Annotated in this window: 26 protein-coding genes; 13 read left to right on the top strand and 13 right to left on the bottom strand. The window is 68.5% G+C overall.

Translation table 11 applies throughout. The annotated features are described in order from the left end of the window. The first annotated feature begins 94 nt into the window (after positions 1 to 94). Positions 95 to 640 (top strand): hypothetical protein, encoded by a 546-nt coding sequence (locus H162_RS0125345; protein ID WP_020656292.1) that lies wholly within the window; start codon positions 95 to 97, stop codon positions 638 to 640. Here H162_RS0125345 and H162_RS0125340 read toward each other — a convergent pair. Continuing rightward, positions 637 to 936 carry a hypothetical protein gene (locus H162_RS0125340; protein ID WP_156885797.1) on the bottom strand — a complete coding sequence of 100 codons (300 nt, stop codon included), beginning with the start codon at positions 934 to 936 and terminating at the stop codon, positions 637 to 639. The two genes, H162_RS0125345 and H162_RS0125340, sit on opposite strands and share 4 nt — an antisense overlap. Before the next feature lie 342 nt (positions 937 to 1,278). Here H162_RS0125340 and H162_RS0125335 point away from each other — a divergent pair, with 342 nt between their 5' ends. After that, positions 1,279 to 1,962 carry a hypothetical protein gene (locus H162_RS0125335; protein ID WP_020656290.1) on the top strand — a complete coding sequence of 228 codons (684 nt, stop codon included), beginning with the start codon at positions 1,279 to 1,281 and terminating at the stop codon, positions 1,960 to 1,962. Positions 1,963 to 2,068: 106 nt separating this feature from the next. Next, complete coding sequence (locus H162_RS31925; RefSeq protein ID WP_156885796.1) at positions 2,069 to 4,276, top strand: sensor domain-containing protein; 2,208 nt, start codon at positions 2,069 to 2,071, stop codon at positions 4,274 to 4,276. On the opposite strand, the gene H162_RS0125325 is transcribed toward H162_RS31925, so the two are convergent. Next, complete coding sequence (locus H162_RS0125325) at positions 4,239 to 5,018, bottom strand: LytR/AlgR family response regulator transcription factor (protein ID WP_020656288.1); 780 nt, start codon at positions 5,016 to 5,018, stop codon at positions 4,239 to 4,241. The two genes, H162_RS31925 and H162_RS0125325, sit on opposite strands and share 38 nt — an antisense overlap. Then, the gene (locus H162_RS0125320; protein ID WP_020656287.1) at positions 5,015 to 6,109 is read right to left on the bottom strand and encodes a sensor histidine kinase; all 1,095 of its coding nucleotides are present in this window, start codon (positions 6,107 to 6,109) and stop codon (positions 5,015 to 5,017) included. The genes H162_RS0125325 and H162_RS0125320 overlap by 4 nt, the downstream gene beginning before the upstream one ends. A gap of 202 nt (positions 6,110 to 6,311) precedes the next feature. On the opposite strand from H162_RS0125320, the gene H162_RS0125315 reads away from it, so the two are divergent. From H162_RS0125315 to H162_RS0125295, 5 genes are all read left to right on the top strand, one after another. Next, positions 6,312 to 7,751, top strand: a complete 1,440-nt coding sequence (locus H162_RS0125315; RefSeq protein ID WP_020656286.1) for a M28 family peptidase — start codon at positions 6,312 to 6,314, stop codon at positions 7,749 to 7,751. Positions 7,752 to 7,763: 12 nt separating this feature from the next. Further along, entirely contained in the window at positions 7,764 to 8,507 is a 744-nt protein-coding gene (locus tag H162_RS32885) for an MOSC domain-containing protein (protein WP_020656285.1), read from the top strand. Positions 8,508 to 8,658: 151 nt separating this feature from the next. Continuing rightward, positions 8,659 to 10,113 (top strand): APC family permease, encoded by a 1,455-nt coding sequence (locus H162_RS31915; RefSeq protein WP_051110002.1) that lies wholly within the window; start codon positions 8,659 to 8,661, stop codon positions 10,111 to 10,113. Continuing rightward, entirely contained in the window at positions 10,110 to 10,697 is a 588-nt protein-coding gene (locus H162_RS0125300; RefSeq protein WP_020656283.1) for an SAM-dependent methyltransferase, read from the top strand. The genes H162_RS31915 and H162_RS0125300 overlap by 4 nt, the downstream gene beginning before the upstream one ends. 199 nt (positions 10,698 to 10,896) lie before the next feature. Further along, on the top strand, positions 10,897 to 12,006 hold the full coding sequence (locus H162_RS0125295) for a metallophosphoesterase (RefSeq protein WP_020656282.1): 1,110 nt from the start codon (positions 10,897 to 10,899) through the stop codon (positions 12,004 to 12,006). Positions 12,007 to 12,028: 22 nt separating this feature from the next. On the opposite strand, the gene H162_RS0125290 is transcribed toward H162_RS0125295, so the two are convergent. Genes H162_RS0125290 through htpX form a run of 3 tightly spaced genes read right to left on the bottom strand, consistent with a single transcriptional unit; the run spans position 12,029 to position 14,250 of the window. Continuing rightward, positions 12,029 to 12,223, bottom strand: a complete 195-nt coding sequence (locus tag H162_RS0125290) for a hypothetical protein (protein WP_020656281.1) — start codon at positions 12,221 to 12,223, stop codon at positions 12,029 to 12,031. A gap of 46 nt (positions 12,224 to 12,269) precedes the next feature. Further along, on the bottom strand, positions 12,270 to 13,361 hold the full coding sequence (locus H162_RS31910; RefSeq protein WP_051110001.1) for an AI-2E family transporter: 1,092 nt from the start codon (positions 13,359 to 13,361) through the stop codon (positions 12,270 to 12,272). Positions 13,362 to 13,377: 16 nt separating this feature from the next. After that, positions 13,378 to 14,250 (bottom strand): protease HtpX, encoded by an 873-nt coding sequence (gene htpX / locus H162_RS0125280; protein WP_026355080.1) that lies wholly within the window; start codon positions 14,248 to 14,250, stop codon positions 13,378 to 13,380. Positions 14,251 to 14,535: 285 nt separating this feature from the next. Here htpX and H162_RS0125275 point away from each other — a divergent pair, with 285 nt between their 5' ends. Next, complete coding sequence (locus H162_RS0125275) at positions 14,536 to 15,582, top strand: DUF4380 domain-containing protein (RefSeq protein WP_020656278.1); 1,047 nt, start codon at positions 14,536 to 14,538, stop codon at positions 15,580 to 15,582. 42 nt (positions 15,583 to 15,624) lie between these two features. Here the strand turns inward: H162_RS0125275 and H162_RS0125270 are convergent, their stop codons facing one another. Then, the gene (locus tag H162_RS0125270) at positions 15,625 to 16,263 is read right to left on the bottom strand and encodes a TonB-dependent siderophore receptor (protein ID WP_267872163.1); all 639 of its coding nucleotides are present in this window, start codon (positions 16,261 to 16,263) and stop codon (positions 15,625 to 15,627) included. 57 nt (positions 16,264 to 16,320) lie between these two features. Between H162_RS0125270 and H162_RS35380 the strand changes: the two genes are divergently transcribed. After that, positions 16,321 to 16,515: a hypothetical protein gene (locus H162_RS35380; protein ID WP_020656276.1), complete on the top strand. Its 195-nt coding sequence runs from the start codon at positions 16,321 to 16,323 to the stop codon at positions 16,513 to 16,515. Positions 16,516 to 16,941: 426 nt separating this feature from the next. On the opposite strand, the gene H162_RS32880 is transcribed toward H162_RS35380, so the two are convergent. After that, a complete protein-coding gene (locus H162_RS32880; protein WP_020656275.1) occupies positions 16,942 to 18,564 on the bottom strand; it encodes a bifunctional AfsR/SARP family transcriptional regulator/alpha/beta hydrolase in 1,623 nt (540 codons plus the stop codon). A gap of 209 nt (positions 18,565 to 18,773) precedes the next feature. On the opposite strand from H162_RS32880, the gene H162_RS0125255 reads away from it, so the two are divergent. After that, entirely contained in the window at positions 18,774 to 19,493 is a 720-nt protein-coding gene (locus tag H162_RS0125255) for a methyltransferase family protein (protein WP_020656274.1), read from the top strand. Between the two features lie 21 nt (positions 19,494 to 19,514). On the opposite strand, the gene H162_RS0125250 is transcribed toward H162_RS0125255, so the two are convergent. After that, a complete protein-coding gene (locus H162_RS0125250) occupies positions 19,515 to 20,150 on the bottom strand; it encodes a class I SAM-dependent rRNA methyltransferase (protein WP_020656273.1) in 636 nt (211 codons plus the stop codon). Positions 20,151 to 20,312: 162 nt separating this feature from the next. Here H162_RS0125250 and H162_RS0125245 point away from each other — a divergent pair, with 162 nt between their 5' ends. Further along, a complete protein-coding gene (locus H162_RS0125245) occupies positions 20,313 to 20,963 on the top strand; it encodes a glutathione S-transferase family protein (protein WP_020656272.1) in 651 nt (216 codons plus the stop codon). A gap of 51 nt (positions 20,964 to 21,014) precedes the next feature. Here H162_RS0125245 and pcaF read toward each other — a convergent pair whose 3' ends face one another. The 3 genes from pcaF to H162_RS0125230 are packed head-to-tail and all read right to left on the bottom strand — an operon-like array spanning position 21,015 to position 23,536. After that, positions 21,015 to 22,217: a 3-oxoadipyl-CoA thiolase gene (pcaF, locus tag H162_RS0125240; RefSeq protein WP_020656271.1), complete on the bottom strand. Its 1,203-nt coding sequence runs from the start codon at positions 22,215 to 22,217 to the stop codon at positions 21,015 to 21,017. Between the two features lie 18 nt (positions 22,218 to 22,235). After that, positions 22,236 to 22,874 carry a CoA transferase subunit B gene (locus H162_RS0125235; RefSeq protein ID WP_020656270.1) on the bottom strand — a complete coding sequence of 213 codons (639 nt, stop codon included), beginning with the start codon at positions 22,872 to 22,874 and terminating at the stop codon, positions 22,236 to 22,238. Continuing rightward, entirely contained in the window at positions 22,871 to 23,536 is a 666-nt protein-coding gene (locus H162_RS0125230) for a 3-oxoacid CoA-transferase subunit A (protein WP_020656269.1), read from the bottom strand. Before H162_RS0125230 ends, H162_RS0125235 begins: the two co-directional genes overlap by 4 nt. Positions 23,537 to 23,709: 173 nt before the next feature. Here H162_RS0125230 and H162_RS0125225 point away from each other — a divergent pair, with 173 nt between their 5' ends. Next, complete coding sequence (locus H162_RS0125225) at positions 23,710 to 24,543, top strand: IclR family transcriptional regulator domain-containing protein (protein WP_020656268.1); 834 nt, start codon at positions 23,710 to 23,712, stop codon at positions 24,541 to 24,543. A 76-nt stretch (positions 24,544 to 24,619) separates the two neighbouring features. Here the strand turns inward: H162_RS0125225 and H162_RS31900 are convergent. After that, positions 24,620 to 24,838, bottom strand: a 219-nt coding sequence (locus H162_RS31900) for an SDR family oxidoreductase (protein WP_040788192.1), incomplete at its 5' end; no start/stop codon positions are given.

The raw sequence follows: 24,838 nt of genomic DNA, 5'->3' as shown, positions 1-24,838 counted from the left end.
GGTCGTTGCGAATATCGGTCAGGTTTGCTGAGCGCCGCCTTGACGCGTCCTTTTACAGCGGATCGAGAACTATTTTACTGTACCCTGGCATGCCATGAACCAGCTCAAGCTTAACGCGCTCATGATCGGCGCCACCATCGTCCTGTTCATCGCCGCGCTGGCGATCAACGAACTGTTGTTCACCCGCCTCGAATTCGCTCCGGGCATCAACTGGATCTACCTTCCCGCCGGCGTGCGGCTGCTGAGCACCCTGCTGTTCGCCGAAGCCGGCGCCATCGGGCTGCTGCTCGTATCCTGGGGGGTATGCTTCCTTTACTTCTTTCCCGACGATCCGGTGCGCTCGTTCATGGGCGGGATCCTCGCCAGCATCAGTCCCTACCTCGTGTACCTCGGCATGCAGCGCTCGTTCGGCCTCCAGGCCTCGCTGGCCAACCTGACGCCCGCCAGGCTGCTGGCCTGCGCCCTCGCCTTCTCGATCGCCAGTCCGCTGCTGCACCATATCTGGTTCTGGCTGTACGAGGACAAGCAGGACATCTTCCGCAGCTTCGTTGTCATGGCGACCGGGGATTTCTGCGGGACGGTCACCGTCCTGTACGCCGCCAAGCTGGTACTCGCCGTCGTGAAGCCGGTGCGCCCCTAGCAGGCGGCCGCCAGGACGGCGCGCAGCCTGGCGGCCTGGCGCCTCAGCGCGATCACGACGGGATCGCCCGGCCGGGGCCAGGCATGCGCCGCCACCGCGAACAGGCGATCGTCGAGCTCGCGGATGCGCGTCCTTGCCGTGCACAGTTGCCCGATCCGCGCCACGCCGCGCGCGAGGGCCGGCGCGCCCAGCTCGTCCCAGAGCGACTCCAGGTCGAGGTCCACCCGGTTGCGCCGGGCGGAAATCAGGTTGGCGTCCTCGAGCAGGTGCAACGCGGTATCCGTGAGTGGCCACATGGGAAGTTCGCCAGAAAGAGCGCCGGGCGCAAGGACATCGCGAGCGCAGCGGATGTGCGGGCAGACGGCAGGACAGCCTGCCATCCGTTCCAGAAATCATAGCAGTAAAACCCATCATGTTTCCAGCTTGAATTACCTGTTGACCGTTCTTGGTTTTGTAGCGATACAACACTTTCGAGGTGCAAATACACTCCCCCCGTCATGGGGGCAGATTTTCCCGCCGGGCTTGCGTACACTGGCATCTGCCAGCCGCCGCCGTTGACGGACACCGGACGCGCGGCCGCACCGTGTATGTTCCGCCCTTGTTGCGCGCGTTGCCGCCGATTACCTGTATCGGAGACCATGCCTTACCTCGACCACGTCATCCGGGTGCGCCAGGCCGCCTTGCGCCGGTCCGCACTCTGCAGCTTCATGGCGGACGACGCCATCCCGCCGCCACGCCGCCTGGGCTTCATTCCCGCCATGATATTTTTCATGGTGGGCTTCAAGGACATCCTGGCCGCCCTGCGCGGACGCGGCGACGCGCCGCCCGCCGGCCACGGCGCGCGCTGGCACGCCGACGACGATGCCTGGCACTGGCGCTGGTACCTCCTCGACCTGGCGGCGATCGACCATGGCCGCCGCCAGCTGGAGCCGCCGGCGGCCGGGACGGCCGAGGAACCGTGGGCCCCGATGCACCACGCCAGCCGCGAAGTGGTCGAGCAGGCCGTGTTCCTGGCCCGCACCTACCGCACGCCCTTCCAGCGCATGGCCGTGGGCGATGCCCTGGCGGCGACCCTGGCCTGCTTCAACGATCCGATCTACCGGATGGTATCCGAACTCGGCCTGGGCAAGCGGCTGCATTACTTCGGCAGGGTGGAGGCGCAGGCCGAGGGCGAGGCCCGCAGGCCCGGCCTGGCCTCCAGCGCGGCCGAAGCCGAGACCGCCGTGCTCCTGGTGAACGAGGTGTTCGACGCCGTCGAGGGCATGTTCGACTGCTGGATGCGCGTGCGCGTCGCCGGCGCGCCGCGGCAGGCCCCGGCCTGAGGGAGGGTCGGCGCGCGCCGGTGGATCGCCCGGCCGGGGGCCGGCATGGCTTGCGCCGGTTGCATGAGGTAACTGCTAGTATGTGCAAAAGCACAAGCTGCCCCTTATGCAACCGAAACTATTCCTCGGAACCGTGGCGCCGCACATCCCGCTCGAGCTCCAGCGGCGCTTCGACGAACTGCTCGACCACCTCCCGGCGGGCGTCGTCGTCCATGCCCGCGATGGCAGCATCGTGTCGGCGAACCGGCTCGCCTGCGAGCTGCTGGGCCGCAGCGAGCAAGCGCTGGTCGGCGACCAGGCAGACCTTTCCGGCTGGGAGTTCCTTCGGGCCGACGGTTCGCCCCTGCCCCACGCCGAGTTTCCCGTGTACTCCATCCTGCAGACCGGCGACAAGGTGGCCGACATGGTCATCGGCATGCGCGGCCACGGCCACGGCCATCACGATGGCCATGGCCATGCGGAGGACGACACCCGCTGGATGATCTGCAACGCCTATCCGGAGTTCGACGAGGACGGCTCCGTGCACCAGGTGATCGTCTGTTTCACCGACTGCACCGGCCTCAAGCTGGCCGAACGCCACGCCCAGAAATCGGAAGAACGCCTCAGGCTGGCGGTGCTCGGCTCCACCGACGCTCCCTGGGACTGGGACCTGGTCAAGGGCGAAACCTATTATTCCGAGCGCTGGTGGGACATGCTGGGCTATGTGTCGGGAGAGATGGTCGGCGAACCCGAGACCTGGGCGCACCTGATGCATCCCGAGGACCAGGCCCGGATCAGGGCCTTCCTCATCGACCTGCTCAAGGGCTCGCGCGACTGCTACAGCGTCGAGTTGCGCCTGCGCCACCGCGACGGCCACTACGTCCCGGTCCTGTCGCGCGGCTACGTGATGCGCGACGCGCACGGCATGGCGGTGCGCATCTCCGGCACGAATACCGACCTCACCGAGCGCAAGCGCGCCGAGCAGCGCATCCACGAACTGGCCTATTTCGACCCGCTGACCGGATTGCCGAACCGGCGCTTCCTGATGGAGCAGCTGGGCGCCATCCTGGCGCGCTGCAAGCGTTCCACGCAGTACGGCGCCCTGCTGTTCATCGACCTCGACAATTTCAAGCTGCTCAACGACACGATGGGCCATGACGTCGGCGACATGCTGCTGCGCCAGGTGGCGCAGCGCCTGCGCACCAGCCTGCGCGGCTGCGACCAGCTGGCGCGCCTGGGCGGCGACGAATTCGTGGTCATGCTCGACGATCTCGGCTTCTGCGCCGACGAAGCGGCGGCCGAGACGCGGCGCGTCGCCGCCAAGATCCTGTCGGTGCTGGGCCAGCCCTTCCGCCTCGAATCGACGGTGTCGACCAGCACGCCCAGCATCGGGGTCACCATGTTCGACGGCGGCCCGAACAGCATCGACAACCTGCTCAAACAGGCCGACCTGGCGATGTACCGCGCCAAGGCCGAGGGCCGCAACACGGTCCGCTTCTTCGAACCCGGCATGCAATCCGCCGCCGACCGCCAGGCGGCGCTCGAGACCGCCCTGCGCGCCGGCCTGGCCGAACAGCAGTTCGTCCTGTTCTGCCAGCCGCAGTTCGACCGGCACGGCGAACTGGTCGGCGCCGAAGCCCTGCTGCGCTGGGACCGCGGCGCGCTCGGCATCATCGGCCCGGGCGACTTCATCAACCTGGCCGAAGCCTCCGGCCTGATCGTGCCGCTCGGCCTGCACGTGCTCGAGCAGGGTTGCCGCCTGCTGGCGCTGTGGGCCCGCGATCCCGTGCTCGGCCAGCTCAAGCTGGCGGTGAACGTCAGCGTCCACCAGCTGCGCGAAGCGAGCTTCCCGCATACCGTCGCCACCGTCCTCGACGCCACCGGCGCGCCGCCCGAACGCCTGACCCTGGAAATCACCGAAAGCGTCTTCGCCGAGCATGTACCGGACGTCATCTACCGGATGCACCAGCTGCGCGACATGGGCGTCGAGTTCTCGCTCGACGACTTCGGCACCGGTTACTCCTCGCTGGGCTACCTGCGCCGCTTCCCGCTGGCGGCGCTGAAGATCGACCGCTCCTTCGTCCACGACGCCCACACCGATCCGGGCACCGCCGCGATCGTCGAGTCGATCGTCGGACTGGCGCGCAAGCTGGGCCTGTGCATCGTCGCCGAAGGCATCGAGGAACCGGTGCAGCGCGAATTCCTGCTCGGCTGCGGCTGCGACGCGCTGCAGGGCTACCTGCTCGGCCGCCCGATGCCGGTGGCCGACTTCGCCCGCCTGTACGGCGCCCCGGCGCCTACATCTGCCGGAACAGGTGCGCATACACCGGGCTGACCCGGGGCTGTTCCGGCCGGTTGCGCAGGTGCAGCAGCACCTTGCCCATCGTGTCGCGCCCGGCGCTGCTCACGCAGGCCATGTTGACCACGGTGCCGCGGTTGATCTGCTGGAACTGGACCGGGTCGAGCTGGGGCAGCAGCTCCTTCAGCGGCAAGCGGATCAGCGCTTCGCTGTCGGCGGTCGCGACATTGACGTACTTGTCGAGCGCCTGGAAGAACACCACCTCCCTGACCGGAATCATGCGCACCATGTTGCCGACCGCCGCGCGGATGGTCGTCAGCCGCTCCGGCGCGCTCGCCTGCGGCAGCAGCGCCTGCAATTGCCCGACCAGTTGCAGCAGCGCGCCGCCGTCGTGGCGCTCGCCCAGCAGGCCGCGCAGGCGCTCGACGGTCTTCGCCAGCCGCGCCGCGTTGACCGGCTTCAGGACATAATCGGCGGCGGCGCGCTCGAAGGCCCGCACCGCGTACTCGTCGTAGGCGGTGACGAACACCACCTGCGGGAAGGGTTGCGGCCCCTCCCAGCGCTCGGCCAGTTCCTCGGCCGCTTCCAGTCCGCTCTGGCCCGGCATCTTGATGTCCAGGAACAGCACGTCGGGCCGCAGCGCCAGCGCCTGCTCCACCGCCGCCACGCCGTTCGGCGCGGTGGCCACGATCTCGAGCCCGGGCCAGAGCTGTTGCAGGGTCCTGGCCAGGACGGCGGCCAGGATCGGTTCGTCTTCGGCAATCAGCGCTCGGGTCATGCTGTGGTCTCCAGGGGTAGGGTCAGTGTCACGATGGTGCCTTCGGGTTCGGCCGGCGCCAGCACGACGGCGGCGCGCGTTCCATAGATGGCCTGCAGGCGTTCGCGGGTGGTCGACACGCCGACCCCGCCGCCGCTGCGGACGGGCGCATTGCCCAGGCCCAGGCCGGTGTCGCGCACGCTGATCTCGAGCAGCCCGCCGCGCGCCTCGGCGCCGATCGCGACCGCGCCGCCGTCGATCTTCGGCTCCAGCCCGTGGGTGATCGCGTTCTCGACCAGCGGCTGCAGCAGCATGGGCGGCAGGCGCGCCGTCCGCAGGCCCTCGGGCAGGCTGAACTCGTAGCACAGGCGCTCGCCCATGCGCACGCCCATCAGCCCCAGGTAGGCCTGCATGGCCGCGAATTCCTGTTCCAGGGTCGTGCTTTCGGAGCGCGAGGCGCCCAGGGTGGCGCGCAGGTACTGGATCAGCTGGTCGAGCATCCGGCCGGCGCGCTCCGGGTCCAGCGCGATCAGCCCCTGCAGGTTGGCCAGCGTATTGAACAGCATGTGCGGCTCGATCTGGGCCTGCAGCAGCCGCAGCTGGGCCTGCACGGCCTGGCGTTCGATCACCTCGGCGCGTAGCCGGGCGTTGGCGTGTTCCTGGCGCACGTGGCGCAGCCGGTCGCGCTGCACGGTCACGCCGACCATCGCGCTCACCACCAGGAAGGTCAGCACGACCATGCTGCTCCGTTGGACCGACAGGTAATCGGCCAGGCGGTGCTGGTGGCCCATGATCAGGCCGCCCAGTTGCGCCCCGACGAAGTGGGCGACAGGCGCCCCCAGCGCCGCCACGGCGATGAAGCTCAGCCACTGGCGCGGGCGCCAGCCGGGCTCCGGCCACCAGAGCAGCCGGGCGCCGTCGACGATGAGGAAGGCCAGCATGCCGATGGACAGCGAGTAGACCAGCTGCTCGTAGAGCAGCTCCGGCCGCCCGACCACCAGCGTGATCACGACTGCCGCCAGCGCGCTGCCGGCCACCGCGAGCGGCGCGTCGCCCAGCAGGCGCAAGAGACGCGGACGCGCCGCGGCGGCGGAAAGGTCGATGCTTGTCATGCTTTCTCACTTTGTCTGGATGGCAATAAGTGCAGGCATTGTGCCGGGCCGTCGCGGGCGCCGCAAGCGCCGTGCGACGACCCGGCGCAACGCTGGCGTGAAGTCGACCCGGACTGGAGCGAAGTGGCCCGGCGACCCGAGGTTGACCACGCAGCAACTCCATGCGATATTGCCATTCTTACTACTACAAGGAAACCCTCGCATGCGTCACCTCGCCTCCGCACTGGCCCTCGCGCTGCTGTCCGCGACAGCGGCAGCCCAGGCTCCCCTCGACGCCCTCACCGCGCGCATCTCGCCGGATTCCCTGCGCGGCCACCTGTCCTTCCTCTCGTCCGATCTGCTGGAAGGCCGCGGCACCCCGTCGCGCGGCCAGGATCTCGCGGCCGAGTACATCGCCGCCCAGTTCCGCCGCGCGGGCCTGGCGCCGGCGGGCGACGACGGCTACTTCCAGACCGCGAACTGGCAGTACGCGCAGCGCACGGAGACCGGCTTCTCGTTCACCGTGACGGCCGCCGGCGCGAGCATCGCCGTGCCCTTCGCGGACGCGACCGGGGAATTCGTCGATCCGCTGGCGCTCAAGGCCACGCCGGCGGTGTTCATGGACTGGAAGGCGGCGCTGGAAGACAGCAGCGCCGCCACCGGCAAGGTGCTGGTGGTGAAGGCCGCGCCGGTGCCCGGCGCCGCGCGCGTGCTGCAGCAGAAGCTCAAGACCAGGCCGGCGCTGGTGGTGATGATCGACCGCGAGCGCCGCCACGTGCGCGGCAGCGGCGGCTGGCTGATCGACCCGGAGAATGCCGCTCCCGCGGGCGCGGTGCCGGTGCTGGTGCTGCACGCGGCCGACGCCGCCGCGGCGCTGGAAAAAGGCGGCGCCAGCGTGGCCGCGCAGGCCGGCCCGGCGCAGCTGCGTCCCGTAAAGCTCCGTAACGTGATCGGCGTGCTGCGCGGCGCCGACCCGGCGCTGGAGGACACCTATGTGATGCTGTCTGCCCACTACGACCACGTGGGCATCCGCGACGGCGAGATCTACAACGGCGCCAACGACGACGGCAGCGGCACGGTATCGGTGATCGAGGTGGCCTCGGCGCTGGCCGCGCAAAAGGAACGTCCGCGCCGCAGCATCGTGTTCATGGCGCTGTTCGGCGAGGAACTGGGCCTGCTCGGATCGCGCTACTACGCGCGCCATCCGGTGTTCCCGCTGAAGGACACGGTGGCGCACCTGAACCTGGAACAGGTCGGCCGCACCGACGACAGCGAAGGCGCGCGGGTGAACGCCGCCACCATGACGGGCTTCGATTACTCGACCGTCGGCGAGGCGGTGCGCAAGGCCAGCGAACGCACCGGCGTGCGTCTCTGGAAGCATCCCAAGTTCAGCGACCAGTTCTTCGCCCGCAGCGACAACCAGGCGCTGGCCGACGCCGGCGTGCCGGCGCACACGCTGGCCGTGGCCTTCGGCTTCCCCGATTACCACGGCAAGGACGACACCTGGGACAAGATCGACTACGACAACATGGCGCGCATCAACCGCATGGTGGCGGTCGCCCTGCGCGACATCGCGAACGACCCGGTCAAGCCGTCCTGGACCACGGTGCCGGCCGCCGCCGGGTATTCCGCCGCGGCGCGCAAGCTCGAAGCCGTGCGCTGACAGCCTGGGTCGATGACTGGGGAAGCGCTCGATACCGGCCCGGGCGCGCTCGGACGGCTGCGCGCCGTGGCGCTGCGCACGGCCCCTGGCGCGGCGCCGGTCGCCGTCCCCGGCGCCGAGGTCCTCGGCGGCGCCGGGCTGGCCGGCGACATCCATGCCGACCCGCTGTCGCCGCGCCAGGTCCTGCTCGCGGGCGCCGCCGCGTACCAGGCGCTGCGCCTTCCCCGCCATGCGCTGCGCGAAAACCTGCTGCTCGACGCCGACACCGCGGGCCTGCGTTCGGGCATGGTGCTGCAGCTCGGCGCCGATGTCCTGCTTCAACTGATGTTCCAGTGCGAGGCCTGCGGCAGCCTGGATGCCCACAGCCCCGGCCTGGCGCGCGCGATCGGTCCGCGGCGCGGCATGCTGGCGCGGGTGCTCGCCGGCGGCCGGGTGCAGGCGGGCGACCCGGTGCGCAGCCTCGGCCTGCTGCTGCCGCCCTGGTCCGACGACTGGCGCGAGCGGGTCCGGCGCGTGCTCGATGCGGCGCCATCCGGAATGGTGGTCGAATACCGGGTGCTGGCGCGCCTGGCCGGGATCGCCCCGACCTATTGCCGCGCCTTCCCCTCCATGCTGCGCAGGCTCGGACCCGCCTACGCCGCCGGCGCGGTGCCGGCGCGGTCGGCGCGTCCCGAGGCGCGCTGGGATGGCGCCGGCCTGTTCGACCTGCCGCCCGCGAGCGCGCATTGGCTTCCGGCGGGCGCCGCCGAACGCTGACGGCGCCCCGATCCAATCGCGCGACGCGCGCCTCGAACGCCCGATATGATCAAGCGCTCCGGGATGGCCGGCACGCGCCGGACGCCCCGCGATAGTGCACGGCGCCGGCGCGCAGCATGCCGGCAAAGCTCACGCTCATTGCCCCGTCGCCATGGATGCTACCGAAGCGGAACGTTTTGCGTCGTCCAGTGAACATACCCGGCCCCGGCCGACGCTCGGGCTGCGCGAGGCTGTCGCCGTGATCGTCGGCGTCGTCATCGGCGCCGGCATCTTCAAGTCCCCTTCCATCGTCGCAGGCCTGAGCGGCAGTCCAGGCGCGATGTTCGCCCTGTGGGCGCTGGGCGGCCTGGTGTCCCTGGTCGGCGCCCTGTGCTATGCGGAACTGACGACTGCCTACCCGCATGCCGGCGGCGACTATCACTTCCTGCAGCGCGCCTACGGACGCTCGGTCGCCTTCCTGTTCGGCTGGGCGCGCTTCGCGGTGATCACCACCGGTTCGATCGCCCTGCTCGCCTTCGTGTTCGGCGACTACATGCAACAAGCCTTGCCGCTCACCGTGCTGCCCGCCGCCTGGGGGCCGAGCGTGTATGCCGCCGCGATCATCGTCGTGCTGTCGGCGCTCAACCTGCGCGGCATCCGCAGCGGCGCCTTCGCCCAGACCTGGCTCACGCTGGCCGAGGTCGGCGGCCTGCTCCTGATCGCCGTTGCGGCGGCCTTCTTCGTCGAACCGGCCGCCGCGCCGCTGGCAGCCGCGCCGGCCGCGACCGGGCCGCCCGCCGCCGCGCCTTCCTTCGGCCTGGCGATGGTGTTCGTGCTCCTGACCTACGGCGGCTGGAACGAGGCGGCCTACATCAGCGCCGAGATCCGCGGCGGCGCGCGCAGCATGATCAAGGCCCTGACCCTGTCGGTCCTGGTCATCACCTGCCTCTACCTGCTGGTCAGCTGGGCCTACTGGAGCGTCCTCGGCATGCAGGGGATGGCCGCCTCCGACGCCGTCGCCGCCGACGTGATGCGCGTCGCCTTCGGCCCCGCGGGCGAGAAGACCATGGCGCTGCTGGTGGCCGTCTCCGCCCTCACCTCCATCAACGCCACCATGATCGTGGGCGCGCGCACCGGCTATGCCATGGGCTGCGACTGGCGCCAGCTGGAGCGCCTCGGACAATGGAACGGCGCGCGCGGCACGCCTGCCTGCGCCATGCTGGTCCAGTGCGTCGCGGCCCTGCTGCTGGTGGGCGTCGGCACCGCGTTCGGCAGCGGCTTCAAGGCGATGGTCGAATTCACCGCGCCGGTCTTCTGGCTGTTCTTCCTGCTGACCGGCATCTCGCTGTTCGTCCTGCGGCGCCGCGAGCCGCAGGCGCCCCGGCCCTTCAAGGTGCCGCTGTATCCCCTGCTCCCCCTGCTGTTCTGCGCAAGCTGCGCCTGGATGCTCTGGTCCAGCCTGTCGTACGTGTACAGCCAGTCGCTGGGCGGACTCAATGCCGCATGGATCGGCGTGGCGGTCCTCGCCTGCGGCCTGCTGCTGCTATTGCTGCTGCGTTCCCAGCGCGGGAACAACACTCCTTCCAGCCCGCCGTTCCAGTCCCCATCCAAGGAGAAAAGCCGATGACCCCCGATACCCGCCGCCGCACCATCCTGATGTCCGTCGCCGCCGTGACCGGCGTCCTGCTGCTGCCCGACCGGAAGCTGTCCGCGCAGCTCGCGCCCACGCCCCACCTCGATGTGCCCTACGTCCCGACGCCCCAGGACGTGGTCGACCGCATGCTCGACATCGCCAAGGTCGGCAAGAAGGACATCCTGTACGACCTCGGCTGCGGCGACGGCCGCATCGTCGTGACCGCCGCCAAGCAGCGCGGCGCCCGTGGCACCGGCATCGACCTCGATCCCGCCCGCATCGCGGAGGCGGAAGAAAATGCAAAGAAGGCCGGGGTGTCCAGCCAGGTCAGCTTCAAGGTCGGCGACCTGTTCCAGACCGATGTCTCGGAGGCCACGGTGGTGACCTTGTACCTGCTGCCGACTGTCAACGCGAAACTGCGTCCACGCCTGTGGAAGCAGCTCAAGGTCGGCACCCGGGTGGTCTCGCATGCCTTCGACATGGGCCCGGAATGGCCGCCCGACAAGACCGAAGAGGTCAACGGGCGCCGCATCTACTACTGGACGATCACGCAGGCACAGAAGAAGGCGGTGACCTGAGCCTCCCCCTCCCCCACCCGGCCCCCTTGCGACAGCACGCAATGGGTGCCGGCGCTCCCGCCCTTCCCGCGCCATCTCCACGCGCCATTCCCGGTCGGCTTCAGGTAGCATGGCGGTCCCCGCCGTTTCCTTGGTGCACCTTTGCACCGGGGCGACCCATCCACCCGACATTCGCCGGCACCACCGGCGCAGGCAGCGCATGTTTTCGATCGTCCTCAATATCTGTGGTTCACTGATGCACTTCTACGTGGCGCACCGCCTCTACAGTTTGCCGCTGTTGCGCGAACGGATGTCGCCGCGCCCGTGGTGGGCCGGCGCGCTGGTGCTCTGGCTGGTCTACCTGGCGGGCGTCCACCTCGGCGACCAGGCGCTCGACTGGCGCTGGTGGCCGGGACAGTTCGCGCTCACCTGGCTCGGCGTCCTGTTCATGATGAGCATGTGCCTGCTGGCCGCCGATGTGCTGACCGGCTTCGGCTTCTGGTGGCGGCGCCATGCGCGGCGCCTGCTCGGGGGCGGCGTCGCCGCCGGCCTCCTGCTGAGCGGCTACGCGCTCTATCAGGGCATGCGCGCGCCGGTGGTGGTCGAACACGAGGTGGCGCTGGCAGGCCTGCCGCGGGCGCTCGACGGCACCGTGCTGGTGGCCGTCAGCGACCTGCACCTCGGGGCGCAGCGCCGCGCGGCGTGGATGGCGGCGCGGGTGCGCCAGATCAACGCCCTCCAGCCCGCGGCCGTGGTGATGCTGGGCGACCAGGTCGAGGACGAGCCGCTGGGCGAACCGGCGCTCGCCGCCGCGCTCAGGGGCCTGCGTGCGCCGGCGGGCGTGTGGGCGGTGACGGGGAACCATGAATACTACGGCGACGCCGCCGCCACCATCGCCGAATTCGAGCAGGGCGGCGTGCGCTGGCTGCGCGACCAACGGGTCGAACTGCTGCCCGGCCTGGTGCTGGCCGGGGTGGACGACATCGGCCGCGCCATGCGCGGCGGACGCGGCCTGGTCGGAGGCCTGGAACGCACGATTCCCGCGCCGGCCGCCAGCGCCACCATCCTGCTGTCGCACATTCCCGCCGGGCCGATGGTGGATCGCGCAGAAACCCTGGGCGTGGACCTGATGCTGTCCGGCCATACCCACGGCGGCCAGATCTGGCCCTTCGACTACCTGGTGCGGCAGCGCTTCCCGGCCGTGGCCGGCGCCCACCAGGTCGGCGCCATGACCTTGCTGGTCACCCGCGGCGCCGGCAGCTGGGGACCGCGCATGCGCCTGTGGCAGCCGGGAGAGATCGTCAAGCTGACCCTGCGTTCGGGACGCTGAGGGCGCGCGCTGTCCGCAGGCCTCAGCGGGGATGCGGATTCAGCGGGGGAATCTGGTGGCGCCGCTCGCCCGGCCTGGTCAGCACGCGCATGGCGACCTCGAGCGGAACGCCCAGGGCCGCCAGCTCGCGCGCCGCCTGCCCCTGGCCGGTGGCGGGCGCCGCGTGGATGATGGCTTCGACCATCAGGGCGGTCTTGTAGTCGCTGCGTCGGTCCATGATGCTCCCCCTTGGCCCCGGCCGCACAGCGTGGCCGGGGAGACTGCTACTCGAGCGGCGGACCGACCGTCGAATTCACCCGGCGCTCCGCGGCGCCCGAGACCAGGACGTCGGTTTCCTTGCCGGCCCTGAGCCACCCGAACAGCACGGCCATCATGAAGGGGCCGACGAACAGGCCGATCACGCCCAGGGTCGACACGCCGCCGAGCAGGCCGAACAGCACCGCGAGGAAAGGCAGGTTGACCCGGTGGCCGATCAGCTTTGGCCGGATGAACTTGTCGACCATGAACAGCTCGACCGCGCCCCAGGTGAACAGGCCGAGCGCGGCGCCCGCATTTCCCTGACCCAGCAGCAGCAGCGACACCATGGTGAACGACAGCGGCGCCCCGCCCGGGATCAGCGCCAGGTAGCCCGTGATCACGCCCAGCAGGGCCGGCACCGGCGCCCCCGCGATGGCGTAGGCCACGCCCAGCACCACGCCTTCGAGCAGCGCGATCGAGCACAGGCCGAGCGCGGTGCCGCGCACCGACAGCGGCAGGACACGGCGCAGCATGCCGTAGTGCGCCGGAATCAGGCGTTCGCCGGCGCTGTCGATATAGCGCATCACCGTGGACCCGTGCAGGTAGAGGATGAACAGGGTCAGCAGCGTCAGGAACAGGTACAGGGCGTTGGCCAGGATGGTCGAGCCCCAGGTGCGCGCCGCATCCGTCAGGTGCGGCATGAAGTCGCCGACCGTGGTCCGGATCAGGGTATTCAGTCCGCCCGGCACGGCCAGGTGTTCGAGCCACCACTTGACGGCCGGCTCGGCGACCAGGGGCAGGCGGAACAGCCAGGACGGCACCGGCACCCCGGTGTGGTTGAGCTCGCCGAGCAGGCGTTCGACGCCCGCCAGCTCGTTATGCAGGGCATTGAAGAGCAGGAGCGACGGGCCCAGGAAGCTGGCCACCAGCAGCGCCAGCAGGAAGCTGGCGCTGGCGAAGCGTGGCCAGCCGCGCCGCAGCAAGAGCGCGTGCAGCGGCCAGGTGATCACGGCGAGCAAGCCCGCCCACGCGAGCGAACCCAGGAAGTGCTGGAGCAGGAACCCCAGTGCCAGTGCGAACAGCACCGGCAACAACAATGGAAAGTAGCTCGTACGCATCCTGGATCCGCGATGGTTAGCCGCGCTGCAGGGCCGAGATACGGTCCTCGCACGACGGGTGGCTGCTGAACAGCGACAGGACGCCGCCGCCGGCGATGCCCGACGCCGCCATGTTCTTCGGCAGCTCGCCCTGGGGCACGCCGCCCAGGCGCTGCAGCGCGGCGATCATCGGGCGCGGGGTGCCGAGGATCTTCGCCGCGCCACGGTCGGCGCGGTATTCGCGCTGGCGCGAGAACCAGGCCACGATGATGCTCGCCACGATGCCGAACAGGATGTCGCAGACGATCGCGGTGATCGTGTAGGCGAGGCCGGGGCCGCTGCCTTGTTCATTGTCCCTGCGCAGGGCCTGGTCGACGAAATACGCCACCACGCGCGCCAGGAAGATCACGAAGGTGTTGACCACGCCCTGGATCAGGGTGAGGGTCACCATGTCGCCATTGGCGATGTGCGCCACCTCGTGGGCCAGCACCGCCTCGACTTCCTCCTGGGTCATCGATTCGAGCAGGCCGGTCGACACCGCCACCAGCGACGAGTTCCTGGTCGCGCCGGTCGCGAAGGCGTTCGGCGCGCCCTGGTAGATCGCCACTTCGGGCATGCCGATGCCGGCGCGCTGCGCCTGCGCGGCCACGGTGCTCAGCAGCCACTGCTCGGTCGAATTGCCCGGGTGTTCGATCACGCGGGCGCCGGTCGACCACTTGGCGATCGGCTTGGACAGGAACAGCGAGATGAAGGCGCCGCCAAAACCCATCAGGGCGGCGAAGGCCAGCAGGGTGCCCAGGTTCAGGCCATTTGCGGTGAGATAGTTATTGACGCCAAGCAGACTCGCCGAGATACCCAGCACGAGCATGATGGCAAGATTGGTGACCAAAAAAAGCGCAACACGTTTCAAAATATCCTCAGCTTCCTTTTCGGCTTCCAGCGCTGATAGCTGTCGGCCACATTTTATTGATGATGTGAAAGGATAATGCAAGCGCATTGCTCTGGAAAAGCGAAGTTTATGGAAGTATTTCTTCGCAAAAACGGAAGCTCTTCATAGGAAAGCGGTCTACTGCCTGTCATTTTCTCTATTATTCATCATCGGCGCGATGATACCTGCAAATGGCTCGGCCGTTGAACCCTTCGCGCCACAAACATTTGCTATGCTACAACGCATTGCTTCCGCCAGGCTGACAACATGCTACGCTCACTCCAGGTTTTCCTGGCGCTTGCCTTCTGCGGCGCCCCCGTTCCCGGCGCCTGCGCCGCCCCGCTTCCCCTGCATCAGCTGGACAACGGCAGCGTGCGCGCGACCGTCACCGAAGCCATCGGCGGACGCCTGCTGTCGTTCTCGCTCGCGGGCAGGCCGAACTTCCTGCGGGTGGACCCGGCGGCGGGCGACCCCGGCGCGGCGGTCGATGCCGAAGCGGGCAATGTCGGCTATCTAGGCCATGAAGTCTGGGCCGGCCCGCAGCAGGAATGGTGGACCCGGCAAACCGTGAACCCCGCACGGGCGGCGGCCAGGGCGCCGTGGCCGCCCGATCCCTACCTCAGCCTGGCGCGCTACACCCTGGAGGAGCGGACCGCCGCGCAGCTCGCCATGACCAGCCCCGCCAGTCCGGTCAACGGCCTGCAGCTGCGCAAGCGCTACGCCCTCGTCGAGGGCCGGCCCAACAGCCTGCGCCTCGAGGTGGAAGCGAGCAACCGGCGCGCCACGCCAGTGGCCTGGGACATCTGGTTCAATACCCGCGTCCATGCCGATACCCGGGTGTACGTACCGGTGGCGTCGGCCGGCGACATCCGGCTGCAGGCCAGTTCTGGCGCCGGCCGCACGGCGCCGGGCTACACGGTCGAGCACGGCATGTTCTCGCTCGACGTCCCGGCCAGGGGCGCGGCCGGCGGCCCGGCGCGCCTCGGCAAGCTGTTCCTGCAGCCGGCGGCCGGCTGGATGGCGGCGTTTCGCGACGGGCAGGCCTTCATCATCCAGTTCTCCCTCCAGCCCCGCTCGGCCATTCATCCGGACCAGGGACAGGTCGAGCTGTACCACGACTACCGGCCCGGGGAGGTCGACAAGGGCATCCTGGAGATGGAAGTGCACGCGCCCTACCTGGCGCTGGCGCCGGGGGCGACGATGGAGGCGGCGCAGTTGTGGACGATCCTGCCCTATGACGGGCCGGCCACGCGCGCGGCGCACCTGGCCTTCCTGCGCGCGCACGCGCAGCAGGAAGGCCTGGGAGGACTGTGACGGTGGATGGAACAAGCCCGCCGGGCGGCGGGCTCGCGAGGCTTACAGGCTGCCGCGCAGCGACACCACCACGTTGCGCGGATCGCCGTAGTAATAGCTGATCCCGGTCGGCGCAAACTTCTTGTAGTACACCTTGTCGAACAGGTTGTTCACGTTGACCTGCAGCGCCAGGCGCTCGTTGAAGCGGTAGCCCAGCATCGCGTTGGCGATCGTGTAGCCGCCCTGGTGCACGGTCACGGCGCCCGAGCGCACGAAGGAATCGCTCTGCACCTGCACCCCGCCGCCCACCGTGAAGCCGGGCCCCATGCGGTCCGCGCTGTAGGTGCCGAACACGCGCGGCTGGTGCTTCGGATCGATGCTGCGCAGCGGTTGCCCCGTGTTGGCCGCCGTGTCGCGGATATAGCTGGTGCGGGTGTTGGTATAGCCGCCGATCAGCTGCAGGCCCGGCAGGAGCTCGCCCGACGGTTCGGCTTCCCAGCCTTCGCTGCGCTGCTTGCCGCCCGCGATGCGGCAGTAGCCGCTGGTGTAATAAGGCAGGCAGGGGCTGGCCGAGCTCGCGTCCTCGATCGCCCGTCCCACGTTATCGATCTGGAACAGGCCGAGCGAGGCGTTCAGGCGGCCGCCGTAGAACTCCCCTTTCAGGCCCAGCTCATAGTCCTCGCCGCGGATCGGTTCCAGGATGTCGCCGCTGGCGCGCTGCCGACGGCCCTGGCCGGCTGCTGGGACCTCGAGACCGAGGTGGGCTTCAACGCCGCGTACGTCGGCGAACGCGACAAGATCGGCCTGATCAACGAACTGCGCTCCCAGCCGATCGCCATCACGCCGTTCGAGCCGGAGCGGCAGCGCGGCTATTTCGACTATGTATTCGAAGACCTCGACACATTCCGCGAGAGTAAATCAAAGAGCTTGCGCCTGCTGCGCGCCCAGACGTGACGCCACAATGACGCCCGCGACCATCGGACGCCTCTCGGCGCGGACAGGTGAAGCCGGAACCAATATCCATCGACGCCAGCCGACTGCCCTCGCGCACCAGCGGGTCGCAGCGTTCGAGATGTGGCATTCAGGGTCAGGTCTGTCATTCGGACATGCACGCACGACCCTTGCGAAATCTCAGAACGGCTTGCAGTACGCCGAGACTTTTTCCCTCTTTCAGACATGGTCCGTGATGCGCGGGCTTGGGCGACAAATGTGAGCCAACCGTTGACGAGTTGGCGAGATACAAACCAGCATTTTGAGATAGCGCAAAGGTGTTCGATCGATGTCCGAATGACAGACCTGACCCTGAATGTCCGGTGGCGGCCAGTTGCAGGCTTGGGGAATGTGACATCAGGAAGCAAGTCGAGTCGCCATACGCAATCCTTATGGATCGGAGCCCCTCACCTGCGCGTCGCCGGCGTCGCGCAGCGCCAGCAAGCTGCCGAGCAGCACATCGACATCATCAAGCCACCACCAATGGTCATTTCCCTCGAGCTCGACCAGCCTTGCGCCCGGAATATGCGTCGCCATGAATCTCGAGGCCTCGATGCGGACCGCCCGGTCGTCGCGGCGGTGGATCAGGACGGTCGGACACCGCACCCGCGGAAGCAGCGCCGTGACGTCGACATTGCGCAACTGGTCCAGGATGCCTGCGATGGTACCCGGGCTGCTCGACAGCCGCAACAGGCGAGCCCACCAGTCGTTCAGCGTCGGATCGTTTGCATGGGAAGGGGCAAACGCGGCGATGCTGTGGCCGGTGCCCCAGTCCGCGACCAGGCGCTCCAGCCAAAGCTCGTACTGCCGGGGCGACAGCGCGGCAGCGTAGCTCGCGCTCGCGGTGCCCTTCGGCAGCGCGGCGTACAAGCATAATCCCGCAACCCGCCGCGGATGCGCGCAGCACAGCTGAATGGCCGCCGGCCCGCCTTCCGACGCGCCGAATACCACCGCGCTCTTGCTGCCGGCCGCATCAAGCACCGCCAGCACATCGCTCACCGCGGTCGACATGGATGGGCTTTCCAGCGTACGGTCTGACAGCCCGACGCCACGCCGGTCGAACATGATCACGCGGAACTCCCTCGCCGCGCGCGCCAGAAAAGCCGCAAGCTGTGGCTGCTCCCAGGCCATTTCCACGTTCGAAACGAAACCGGGAATAATCAACAGGTCGCTCTTGCCTGCGCCGAAGCATTGCCAGGCAAGATAGACGCCGCCGGCATCCGTGTACGAGGTCCGCGGACGCGACTGCCCCCAGACGTTCCGCATCGCCAGCTTGGCCTCGGCAGTCCGCGCCAGGCGCGTGAACGAGGCGGACACCTCGATTCCGAGCGCTTCGAACAAATTGCCGCGCAGGGTGCGGTACAGCGCAACGCATTCCTCGTCGCGTCCCGCGTCATGCAGCATGGCCGCCGCCTGCGCCCAGCCTGCCTCGTCGATCCGGTCGCGCTCGATGTCGGCCAGCATCATACGCAGTGCTTCATCGTGCGCGCCTTGCGCCAGCAGCGACGCGACGATCTTGTCGCGCATGCGGCGGCAACGGCTGCTTTGCGCAGTGCGCTGAAAATCGAGCCATTCGGCCGCCTGCGTCCGTTCGTCGAACTCCCAGCCTCCGAGCAGCGGGTCGCGCGCCGCCTGCACGATGTCGAATGCGGGCCCGGGAGCGGACACGTTCCCGCCATGATGGATCAGGCTGTGATATTGCTGCAGGTAGCGCGCGAAATCGCAGTGCGCCCGCCATGCGCCGCTCAGCGCGAGCCGCGTTCCCCGTTCCGGGAACGCGTCTTCGCCCAGCTGGCCGCGTGCTTCGAATACCAGCCGGCGCAGCCGCCGCAGGCGCGAGGCTTCCTCCCCCTCCTCCCACAAGCGCTCGGCAAGCGTCGCGCGTTCCATGCCGTCCGGCGCGGAGGCCAGCATGGCCAGCAGCAGGGCGCACCGCTTGAGCCTGACCGGCGTCACACCGTCCGCGGCGACGATGGCCGGCTGCCCGAACAGTTTGAGCTCACGCGTCGTCATCGATCGCAACTCCTTTGGTCGCGGGAACGCCCAGGGAACGCCGGATTCATACGCTGCAGCTTACTTCATCCAGGGAGACCGATCATGCCTCACCATGCTAATTTCCAAACTTCAACCCATGTGTTCGTGCATGGCAGCGCCGGTGACGGCGCGCAATGGCGGGACATGGCCACCCTGCTTCCGCATGCGCGGATGATCAGGAGAGCGGCATGACTATCCGTCTCTTCGCCGTATCGGCATTCCTGGCGGCCCAGGCCGCGCAACTGTACTTCATCGGTTTCCTCCAGAACTGGACGCCGAAAGGAATCGACACCGGAACCGCCGCGAGCGCCCCGCTCGCCGCCGTCTGCAACTGCGCGCTGCTCGCCTTGTTCGGCCTGCTGCACAGCCTGATGGCACGGCCCGCTTTCAAGCAAGGGCTGCGGCGCATAACGCCCAAGGAGCTGGAGCGCAGCGTCTACATCCTGGTCTCCGGCATCCAGCTGGCGATGATCGTCGCCTTCTGGACGCCAATGCCGGCGCCACTGTGGGCGGTCGATTCGCGCTGGGGCATGCTTGCCGTGCTCAGCCTGTTCGCGCTCGGCAATCTGTTCCTCGTATGGGCGATCCACAGCATCGATGAATGGCACTTCTATGGCCTGCGGCAAGCATTCTCCCCCGCGGCGCAGGAACCGCCCTTCTCGATGCGCGGCCCCTATCGCCATGTGCGGCACCCGATCCAGACCGGCCTGATCATCGCGCTATGGGCGACGCCCTCGATGACCGTCGGCCACGCGCTGCTGGCGGGCTTCCTGACGCTGTATAGCATCTTGGCGACCCTGTTTCTCGAAGAGCGCGATCTCGTCAATGCGATGGGCGACGCCTATTGCGCCTATCGCCGCAAGGTGCCCGCGCTGTTGCCCTTGTCGATCCTGCGCGCGCGGCGCTAGCATCCGGCGTCCTGGCGCCTCTCAGCGCGGATAGGTGAAGCCGGTCCGGATATCCATCGGCGCCAGCCGGCTGCCCTCGCGCACCATCAGGCGCTGGGGCGGTTCGTCGCCCGCCAGCGCGCCCGGCGTCACGGGCAGCCCTTCGCCCTTGCGCACCAGCGGGTCGCAGCGTTCGTACACATTGGGGCAGCCCGTGGCCTTGAGGAGCGCCTGCACGACGGGCACCTTCCACAGGTCGACCCCGGCGGCATTGAACTGGCACACCAGATAGCCCGCGGCGCCGCCATAGCTGTGCACCAGCAGACCCGGCAAGCCATCCACGTCGCCGTCGACCAGCTGGACCAGCGCCTGCGGATCGGCGCTGCGCAGCGCCTCGGCGCGGCGCAGCACGGCGGCCTGCACGCGCCGCTTGATCAGCGCGTGGTCGACCGGCTCGTCCTCGCGCAAGGTCCAGATGCGGGCGGCGATCTGCGATTTGGCGTTATAGGCCGCGCGGGCCAGGAACTGGCGCGACGACGACTGCAGGATCGCCGTGGCGCCCGGCTTGTTGCGCTCCTGCGGCTTGCCTTCGACCTTGTCGACGGCGGAGACGTAGATCCACGGGTCGCCGGACAGCAGACCTTTTTCCTTACCCTGTTTGATGGTGATGATGAGCATGCGAGGCTTTCGTTTTCAGGAACGGGATGATACAGCAAGCCGCCGCACTCCCCTATCGCTGCATGCCGCGCCGTTGACGATGCCGTCCGTAAAGTGTAGAAGCCATGCGGCTGCCTGCCTGTAGAATCGGGCGGGTGATTCCAGCCAGGGAGGAGATCCGCGATGACCATCACCATCACCGCCTTCGAACGCTCGCCCGATGGCGGCCAGGGACTGGCGCGTGACACGCGCGTTCGCTGGGCGCTGGAAGAAGTGGGCCAGCCCTACGGGGTGCGCCTGGTCTCGTTTCGCGCGATGAAGGAGCCCGCGCACATGAAGCTTCATCCTTTCGGCCAGATTCCGACCTATGAGGAAGGCGATCTGGCCCTGTTCGAGACGGGAGCGATCGTGCTCCATATCGCCGGGCGCCATGCGGGCCTGCTGCCGGTCGAAGCCGACGCCCGCGCACGCGCAACTGCCTGGATGTTTGCCGCGCTCAATACGGTGGAGCCGCCTATCGTCGAACGAGAAACCGTCGAGCTGCTGGAAAGCGACAAGCCCTGGTACGAGGAGCGCCTGCCCCTGGTCGAGCAACGCGTGCGCGACCGGCTGGACCAGCTTTCCGATCGCCTGGGCGACGCCGACTGGCTCGATGGCGGGTTCAGTGCGGGGGACCTGATGATGGTGTCGGTGCTGCTCAGGTCGAGAGCGTCGGGCATCCTGGATGACTACCCGAACCTGGCCGCCTATGTGGCGCGCGGCGAAGCGCGCCCCGCCTACGGGCGGGCCTTCGACGCCCAACTGGCCGTCTTCACCGGCCAGCCGCCAGGCTGAGGGCGAAACTTGAAAGGCGCCGCCGCCACGCGGGCGGCGGCGCCGTGCGGATCAGACCCGCTCGATGACGATGGCGATACCCTGGCCCACGCCGATGCACATGGTGCACAGCGCATAGCGGCCGCCGGTGCGGTGCAGCTGGTACATCGCGCTGGTGACCAGGCGCGCGCCGCTCATGCCGAGCGGGTGGCCGAGGGCGATCGCGCCGCCTTGCGGATTCACGCGGCTGTCGTCGTCGGCGATGCCCAGTTCGCGCAGCACGGCCAGGCCCTGCGAAGCGAAGGCTTCGTTCAGTTCGATGATGTCCATCTGGTCGAGCGTCATGCCGAGCTGGCGCATCAGCTTTTGCGTGGCCGGCGCCGGGCCGATGCCCATCACGCGCGGAGCGACGCCAGCGGTTGCCATGCCGAGGATGCGCGCGCGCGGCGTCAGGCCGTACTTGGCGGCCGCTTCGCCGCTGGCCAGCAGCAGCGCGCAGGCGCCGTCGTTCACGCCCGAGGCATTGCCCGCGGTGACCGAACCTTCCGCATGCACCACGCCCTTGAGCTTGGCCAGTGCCTCGATGGTCGTTTCGCGCAGGTGCTCGTCGTGCTGGAACAGGACCGGATCGCCCTTCTTCTGGGGGATCGACACCGGCACGATCTCTTCGGCGAACAGGCCGTCGCGCTGGGCGCGCGCCGCCCGCTGCTGGCTCACCAGCGCGAACTTGTCCTGGTCTTCGCGCGACACCTTGTAGTCCACGGCGACGTTTTCCGCGGTCTCCGGCATCGCGTCGGTGCCGTACAGCTGCTTCATGAGCTTGTTCGGGAAGCGCCAGCCGATGGTGGTGTCATAGATGGCCGCGTTGCGCGAGAAGGCGCTGTCGGCCTTGCCCATCACGAAAGGCGCGCGGGTCATCGATTCGACGCCGCCCGCGATCATCAGGCCCGCTTCGCCGGAACGGATGGCGCGCGCCGCGATGCCGACCGCGTCCATGCCCGAGCCGCACAGGCGGTTCACGGTGGTGCCGGGGACTTCCAGCGGCAGGCCGGCCAGCAGCAGCGACATGCGCGCCACGTTGCGGTTGTCTTCGCCGGCCTGGTTGGCGCAGCCGTAGATCACGTCGTCCACGGCCTTCCAGTCGACGCCGGGATTGCGTTTCACCAGTTCGCGCAGCGGTACCGCGCCCAGGTCGTCGGCGCGCATGTCCTTGAGGGTGCCGCCGTAGCGTCCGATGGGAGTACGGATCGCGTCGCAGATAAAAGCTTCAGTCATCTTGTTGTCCTCGTTCGTTTACGGCGCCAGCAGCGGCGCTTCGGTGACGGCCTGCAGGTCGGCCAGGGTCAGGCCCGGGGCCATCTCGACCACGCGCAGGCCTTCGCGGGTGACGTCGAGCACGGCCAGGTCGGTGTAGATGCGGTTCACGCAACCGACGCCGGTGAGCGGATAGGTGCATTCGCGCACGATCTTGCTCTCGCCGGTCTTGGTCTGGTGGTCCATCATCACGAACACCTGCTTGGCGCCGATCGCCAGGTCCATCGCGCCGCCGACGGCGGGAATCGCGTCGGGCGCGCCGGTGTGCCAGTTGGCCAGGTCGCCCGTGCTGGATACCTGGAAGGCGCCCAGCACGCAGATGTCGAGGTGGCCGCCGCGCATCATCGCGAACGAGTCGGCGTGGTGGAAGTAGGCGCCGCCCGTCAGCAGGGTCACCGGCTGCTTGCCGGCGTTGATCAGGTCTTCGTCTTCCTCGCCGGGCGCCGGGGCCGGGCCCATGCCGAGCAGGCCGTTCTCGCTGTGCAGGAAGATTTCACGGTCGGCAGGTAGGTAATTGGCCACCTTCGTCGGCAGGCCGATGCCCAGGTTGACATAGGCGCCTTCGTGGATGTCCTGGGCCACGCGGGCGGCGATCTGGTCGCGGGTGAAACGGTTCATGCTGCCTCCTTGACGACGCGCTGGACGAAGATGCCCGGGGTGATGATGTTTTCGGGATCGAGCTCGCCCAGCGGGACGATCTCCTGGACCTGGGCGATCGCCACCTTGGCGGCCATCGCCATGATCGGACCGAAGTTGCGGGCGGTCTTGCGGTACACCAGGTTGCCCCAGCGGTCGCCGCGCAGCGCCTTGATCAGGGCGAAATCGGCGTGGATCGGCGACTCCAGCACATAGTGGCGGCCGTCGATCAGGCGGGTTTCCTTGCCTTCGGCCAGCAGGGTGCCGTAGCCGGTCGGGGAGAAGAAGCCGCCGATGCCGGCGCCGGCGGCGCGGATGCGCTCGGCCAGGTTGCCCTGCGGGGTCAGTTCCAGCTCGATCTCGCCGGCGCGGTACAGGGCGTCGAAGTGGTGCGAATCGGCCTGGCGCGGGAAGGAGCAGATGATCTTGCGTACACGCTTTTTCGCGAGCAAGGCCGCCAGCCCGGTGTCGCCGTTGCCGGCGTTGTTGTTGACGATCGTGAGTTCGCGCGCGCCCTGCTCGATCAGGGCGTCGATCAGCGCCGACGGCATGCCCGCGTTGCCGAAGCCGCCGATCATGACGGTCGCACCGTCGTGCACATCGGCGACGGCGCTCGCGAGCGATTCGTAGCTTTTATCAATCATGGTTCACCTTTGGCTGTGTGCGGCCGGGCCGCCCACCGTTGAAAAAAAATCCTGCTTGTGTTCGCTAATCGAACATATAATCGGTTATCGCACAAACAGTGTACCCAGCTCCGGCTGGCGAGGTCAAGAAAAAAACACATCGTTCCCTCTCACCTCTGCATTAGAATTCCGCCATGACCAACCGCAAAACAGACATCGACGAGATGGAACACTCCGCAGCCGAGCCCACCATCGCGGAGCAGATCGACAGCCTGGCCGATCCCAACTTCATGACCTCGCTGGCGCGCGGCCTGGCCGTGGTGCGGGCATTCAGCGACTCGCGCACGCCCCAGACCATCGCCCAGATCAGCCAGAAGACCGGCATTCCGCGTGCGGCGGTGCGGCGCTGCCTGTATACCCTGCAGCAGCTGGGCTACGTGCAGGCGGAGCTGAACAACTTCTCGCTGCGCCCCAAGGTCCTGACGCTCGGCTATTCCTACCTGTCCTCGACGCCGCTGACCGTGTCGAGCCAGCCCTACCTGAACAGCATCAGCCGCGATCTCGGCGAATCCTGCTCGCTGGCGGTGCTCGACGACGGCGAGGTGCTGTACGTGGCGCGTTCCGCGGCCTCGCGCGTGATGTCGGTCGCGCTCAACACCGGCAGCCGCCTGCCCGCCTACTGCACGTCGCTGGGGCGGGTGCTGCTGTCCCACCTGCCGGCCGAGGAACTGAACGCCTACCTGGCGCATACCCGCCTGCAGCCGATGACCGAGCACACGGTCACCAGCCAGAAGCGCCTGCGCGAGATCCTCCTGGGGGTGCGCCAGGACGGCTACGCCATCATCGACGAGGAACTCGAACTCGGCCTGCGTTCGATCGCCGTGCCGGTGCGCGGCGCGGCCGGCCGGGTGGTCGCCTCGCTCAACGTCGGGGTCCAGGCCGCCCGCGTCAGCGTCGACCGCCTGAAGGAAGACTTCCTGCCGGTCCTGCAGCGCGGCGCACTGGAACTGTCCGTGCTCCTGCCCTGATCGGCGTCGCTGTCCACGCGGTCACGCATCCTCCAGCGTGGCGATCGGGTCGGGCGGCCCGTTCGCCAGGGCATGCTCAGCCCTGGTCGCCGCCGCCGACCGGCAGCACGCTGCCGGTGATGTACGAAGCCTCATCGGAGGCCAGGAACAGGATCGCCCCGACCTGCTCGGCTATCGTGCCGTAGCGGTGCATCGGGCTGGAGGCGATGGTCTGGTCGACGATGCCCTGGTACCAGACCTGTTCCTGCTCGCTGAGCGGCCTGGGGTTGCGCGGCACGGCGCGCGGCGGCGCCTC

Source organism: Massilia niastensis DSM 21313, assembly GCF_000382345.1.
Classification (GTDB): domain Bacteria; phylum Pseudomonadota; class Gammaproteobacteria; order Burkholderiales; family Burkholderiaceae_D; genus Telluria; species Telluria niastensis.
Note: the sequence above shows the minus strand (reverse complement) of the source record. Positions and strands in the feature narration are given on the sequence as shown.

What these genes read in the sequence shown, in the direction of transcription:
- H162_RS0125345 (WP_020656292.1), top strand. Translation starts at nt 95, where the DNA reads ATGAACCAGCTCAAGCTTAACGCGCTCATGATCGGCGCCACCATCGTC.
- H162_RS0125340 (WP_156885797.1), bottom strand. Translation starts at nt 936, where the DNA reads ATGTGGCCACTCACGGATACCGCGTTGCACCTGCTCGAGGACGCCAAC.
- H162_RS0125335 (WP_020656290.1), top strand. Translation starts at nt 1,279, where the DNA reads ATGCCTTACCTCGACCACGTCATCCGGGTGCGCCAGGCCGCCTTGCGC.
- H162_RS31925 (WP_156885796.1), top strand. Translation starts at nt 2,069, where the DNA reads ATGCAACCGAAACTATTCCTCGGAACCGTGGCGCCGCACATCCCGCTC.
- H162_RS0125325 (WP_020656288.1), bottom strand. Translation starts at nt 5,018, where the DNA reads ATGACCCGAGCGCTGATTGCCGAAGACGAACCGATCCTGGCCGCCGTC.
- H162_RS0125320 (WP_020656287.1), bottom strand. Translation starts at nt 6,109, where the DNA reads ATGACAAGCATCGACCTTTCCGCCGCCGCGGCGCGTCCGCGTCTCTTG.
- H162_RS0125315 (WP_020656286.1), top strand. Translation starts at nt 6,312, where the DNA reads ATGCGTCACCTCGCCTCCGCACTGGCCCTCGCGCTGCTGTCCGCGACA.
- H162_RS32885 (WP_020656285.1), top strand. Translation starts at nt 7,764, where the DNA reads ATGACTGGGGAAGCGCTCGATACCGGCCCGGGCGCGCTCGGACGGCTG.
- H162_RS31915 (WP_051110002.1), top strand. Translation starts at nt 8,659, where the DNA reads ATGGATGCTACCGAAGCGGAACGTTTTGCGTCGTCCAGTGAACATACC.
- H162_RS0125300 (WP_020656283.1), top strand. Translation starts at nt 10,110, where the DNA reads ATGACCCCCGATACCCGCCGCCGCACCATCCTGATGTCCGTCGCCGCC.
- H162_RS0125295 (WP_020656282.1), top strand. Translation starts at nt 10,897, where the DNA reads ATGTTTTCGATCGTCCTCAATATCTGTGGTTCACTGATGCACTTCTAC.
- H162_RS0125290 (WP_020656281.1), bottom strand. Translation starts at nt 12,223, where the DNA reads ATGGACCGACGCAGCGACTACAAGACCGCCCTGATGGTCGAAGCCATC.
- H162_RS31910 (WP_051110001.1), bottom strand. Translation starts at nt 13,361, where the DNA reads ATGCGTACGAGCTACTTTCCATTGTTGTTGCCGGTGCTGTTCGCACTG.
- H162_RS0125275 (WP_020656278.1), top strand. Translation starts at nt 14,536, where the DNA reads ATGCTACGCTCACTCCAGGTTTTCCTGGCGCTTGCCTTCTGCGGCGCC.
- H162_RS32880 (WP_020656275.1), bottom strand. Translation starts at nt 18,564, where the DNA reads ATGACGACGCGTGAGCTCAAACTGTTCGGGCAGCCGGCCATCGTCGCC.
- H162_RS0125255 (WP_020656274.1), top strand. Translation starts at nt 18,774, where the DNA reads ATGACTATCCGTCTCTTCGCCGTATCGGCATTCCTGGCGGCCCAGGCC.
- H162_RS0125250 (WP_020656273.1), bottom strand. Translation starts at nt 20,150, where the DNA reads ATGCTCATCATCACCATCAAACAGGGTAAGGAAAAAGGTCTGCTGTCC.
- H162_RS0125245 (WP_020656272.1), top strand. Translation starts at nt 20,313, where the DNA reads ATGACCATCACCATCACCGCCTTCGAACGCTCGCCCGATGGCGGCCAG.
- pcaF (WP_020656271.1), bottom strand. Translation starts at nt 22,217, where the DNA reads ATGACTGAAGCTTTTATCTGCGACGCGATCCGTACTCCCATCGGACGC.
- H162_RS0125235 (WP_020656270.1), bottom strand. Translation starts at nt 22,874, where the DNA reads ATGAACCGTTTCACCCGCGACCAGATCGCCGCCCGCGTGGCCCAGGAC.
- H162_RS0125230 (WP_020656269.1), bottom strand. Translation starts at nt 23,536, where the DNA reads ATGATTGATAAAAGCTACGAATCGCTCGCGAGCGCCGTCGCCGATGTG.
- H162_RS0125225 (WP_020656268.1), top strand. Translation starts at nt 23,710, where the DNA reads ATGACCAACCGCAAAACAGACATCGACGAGATGGAACACTCCGCAGCC.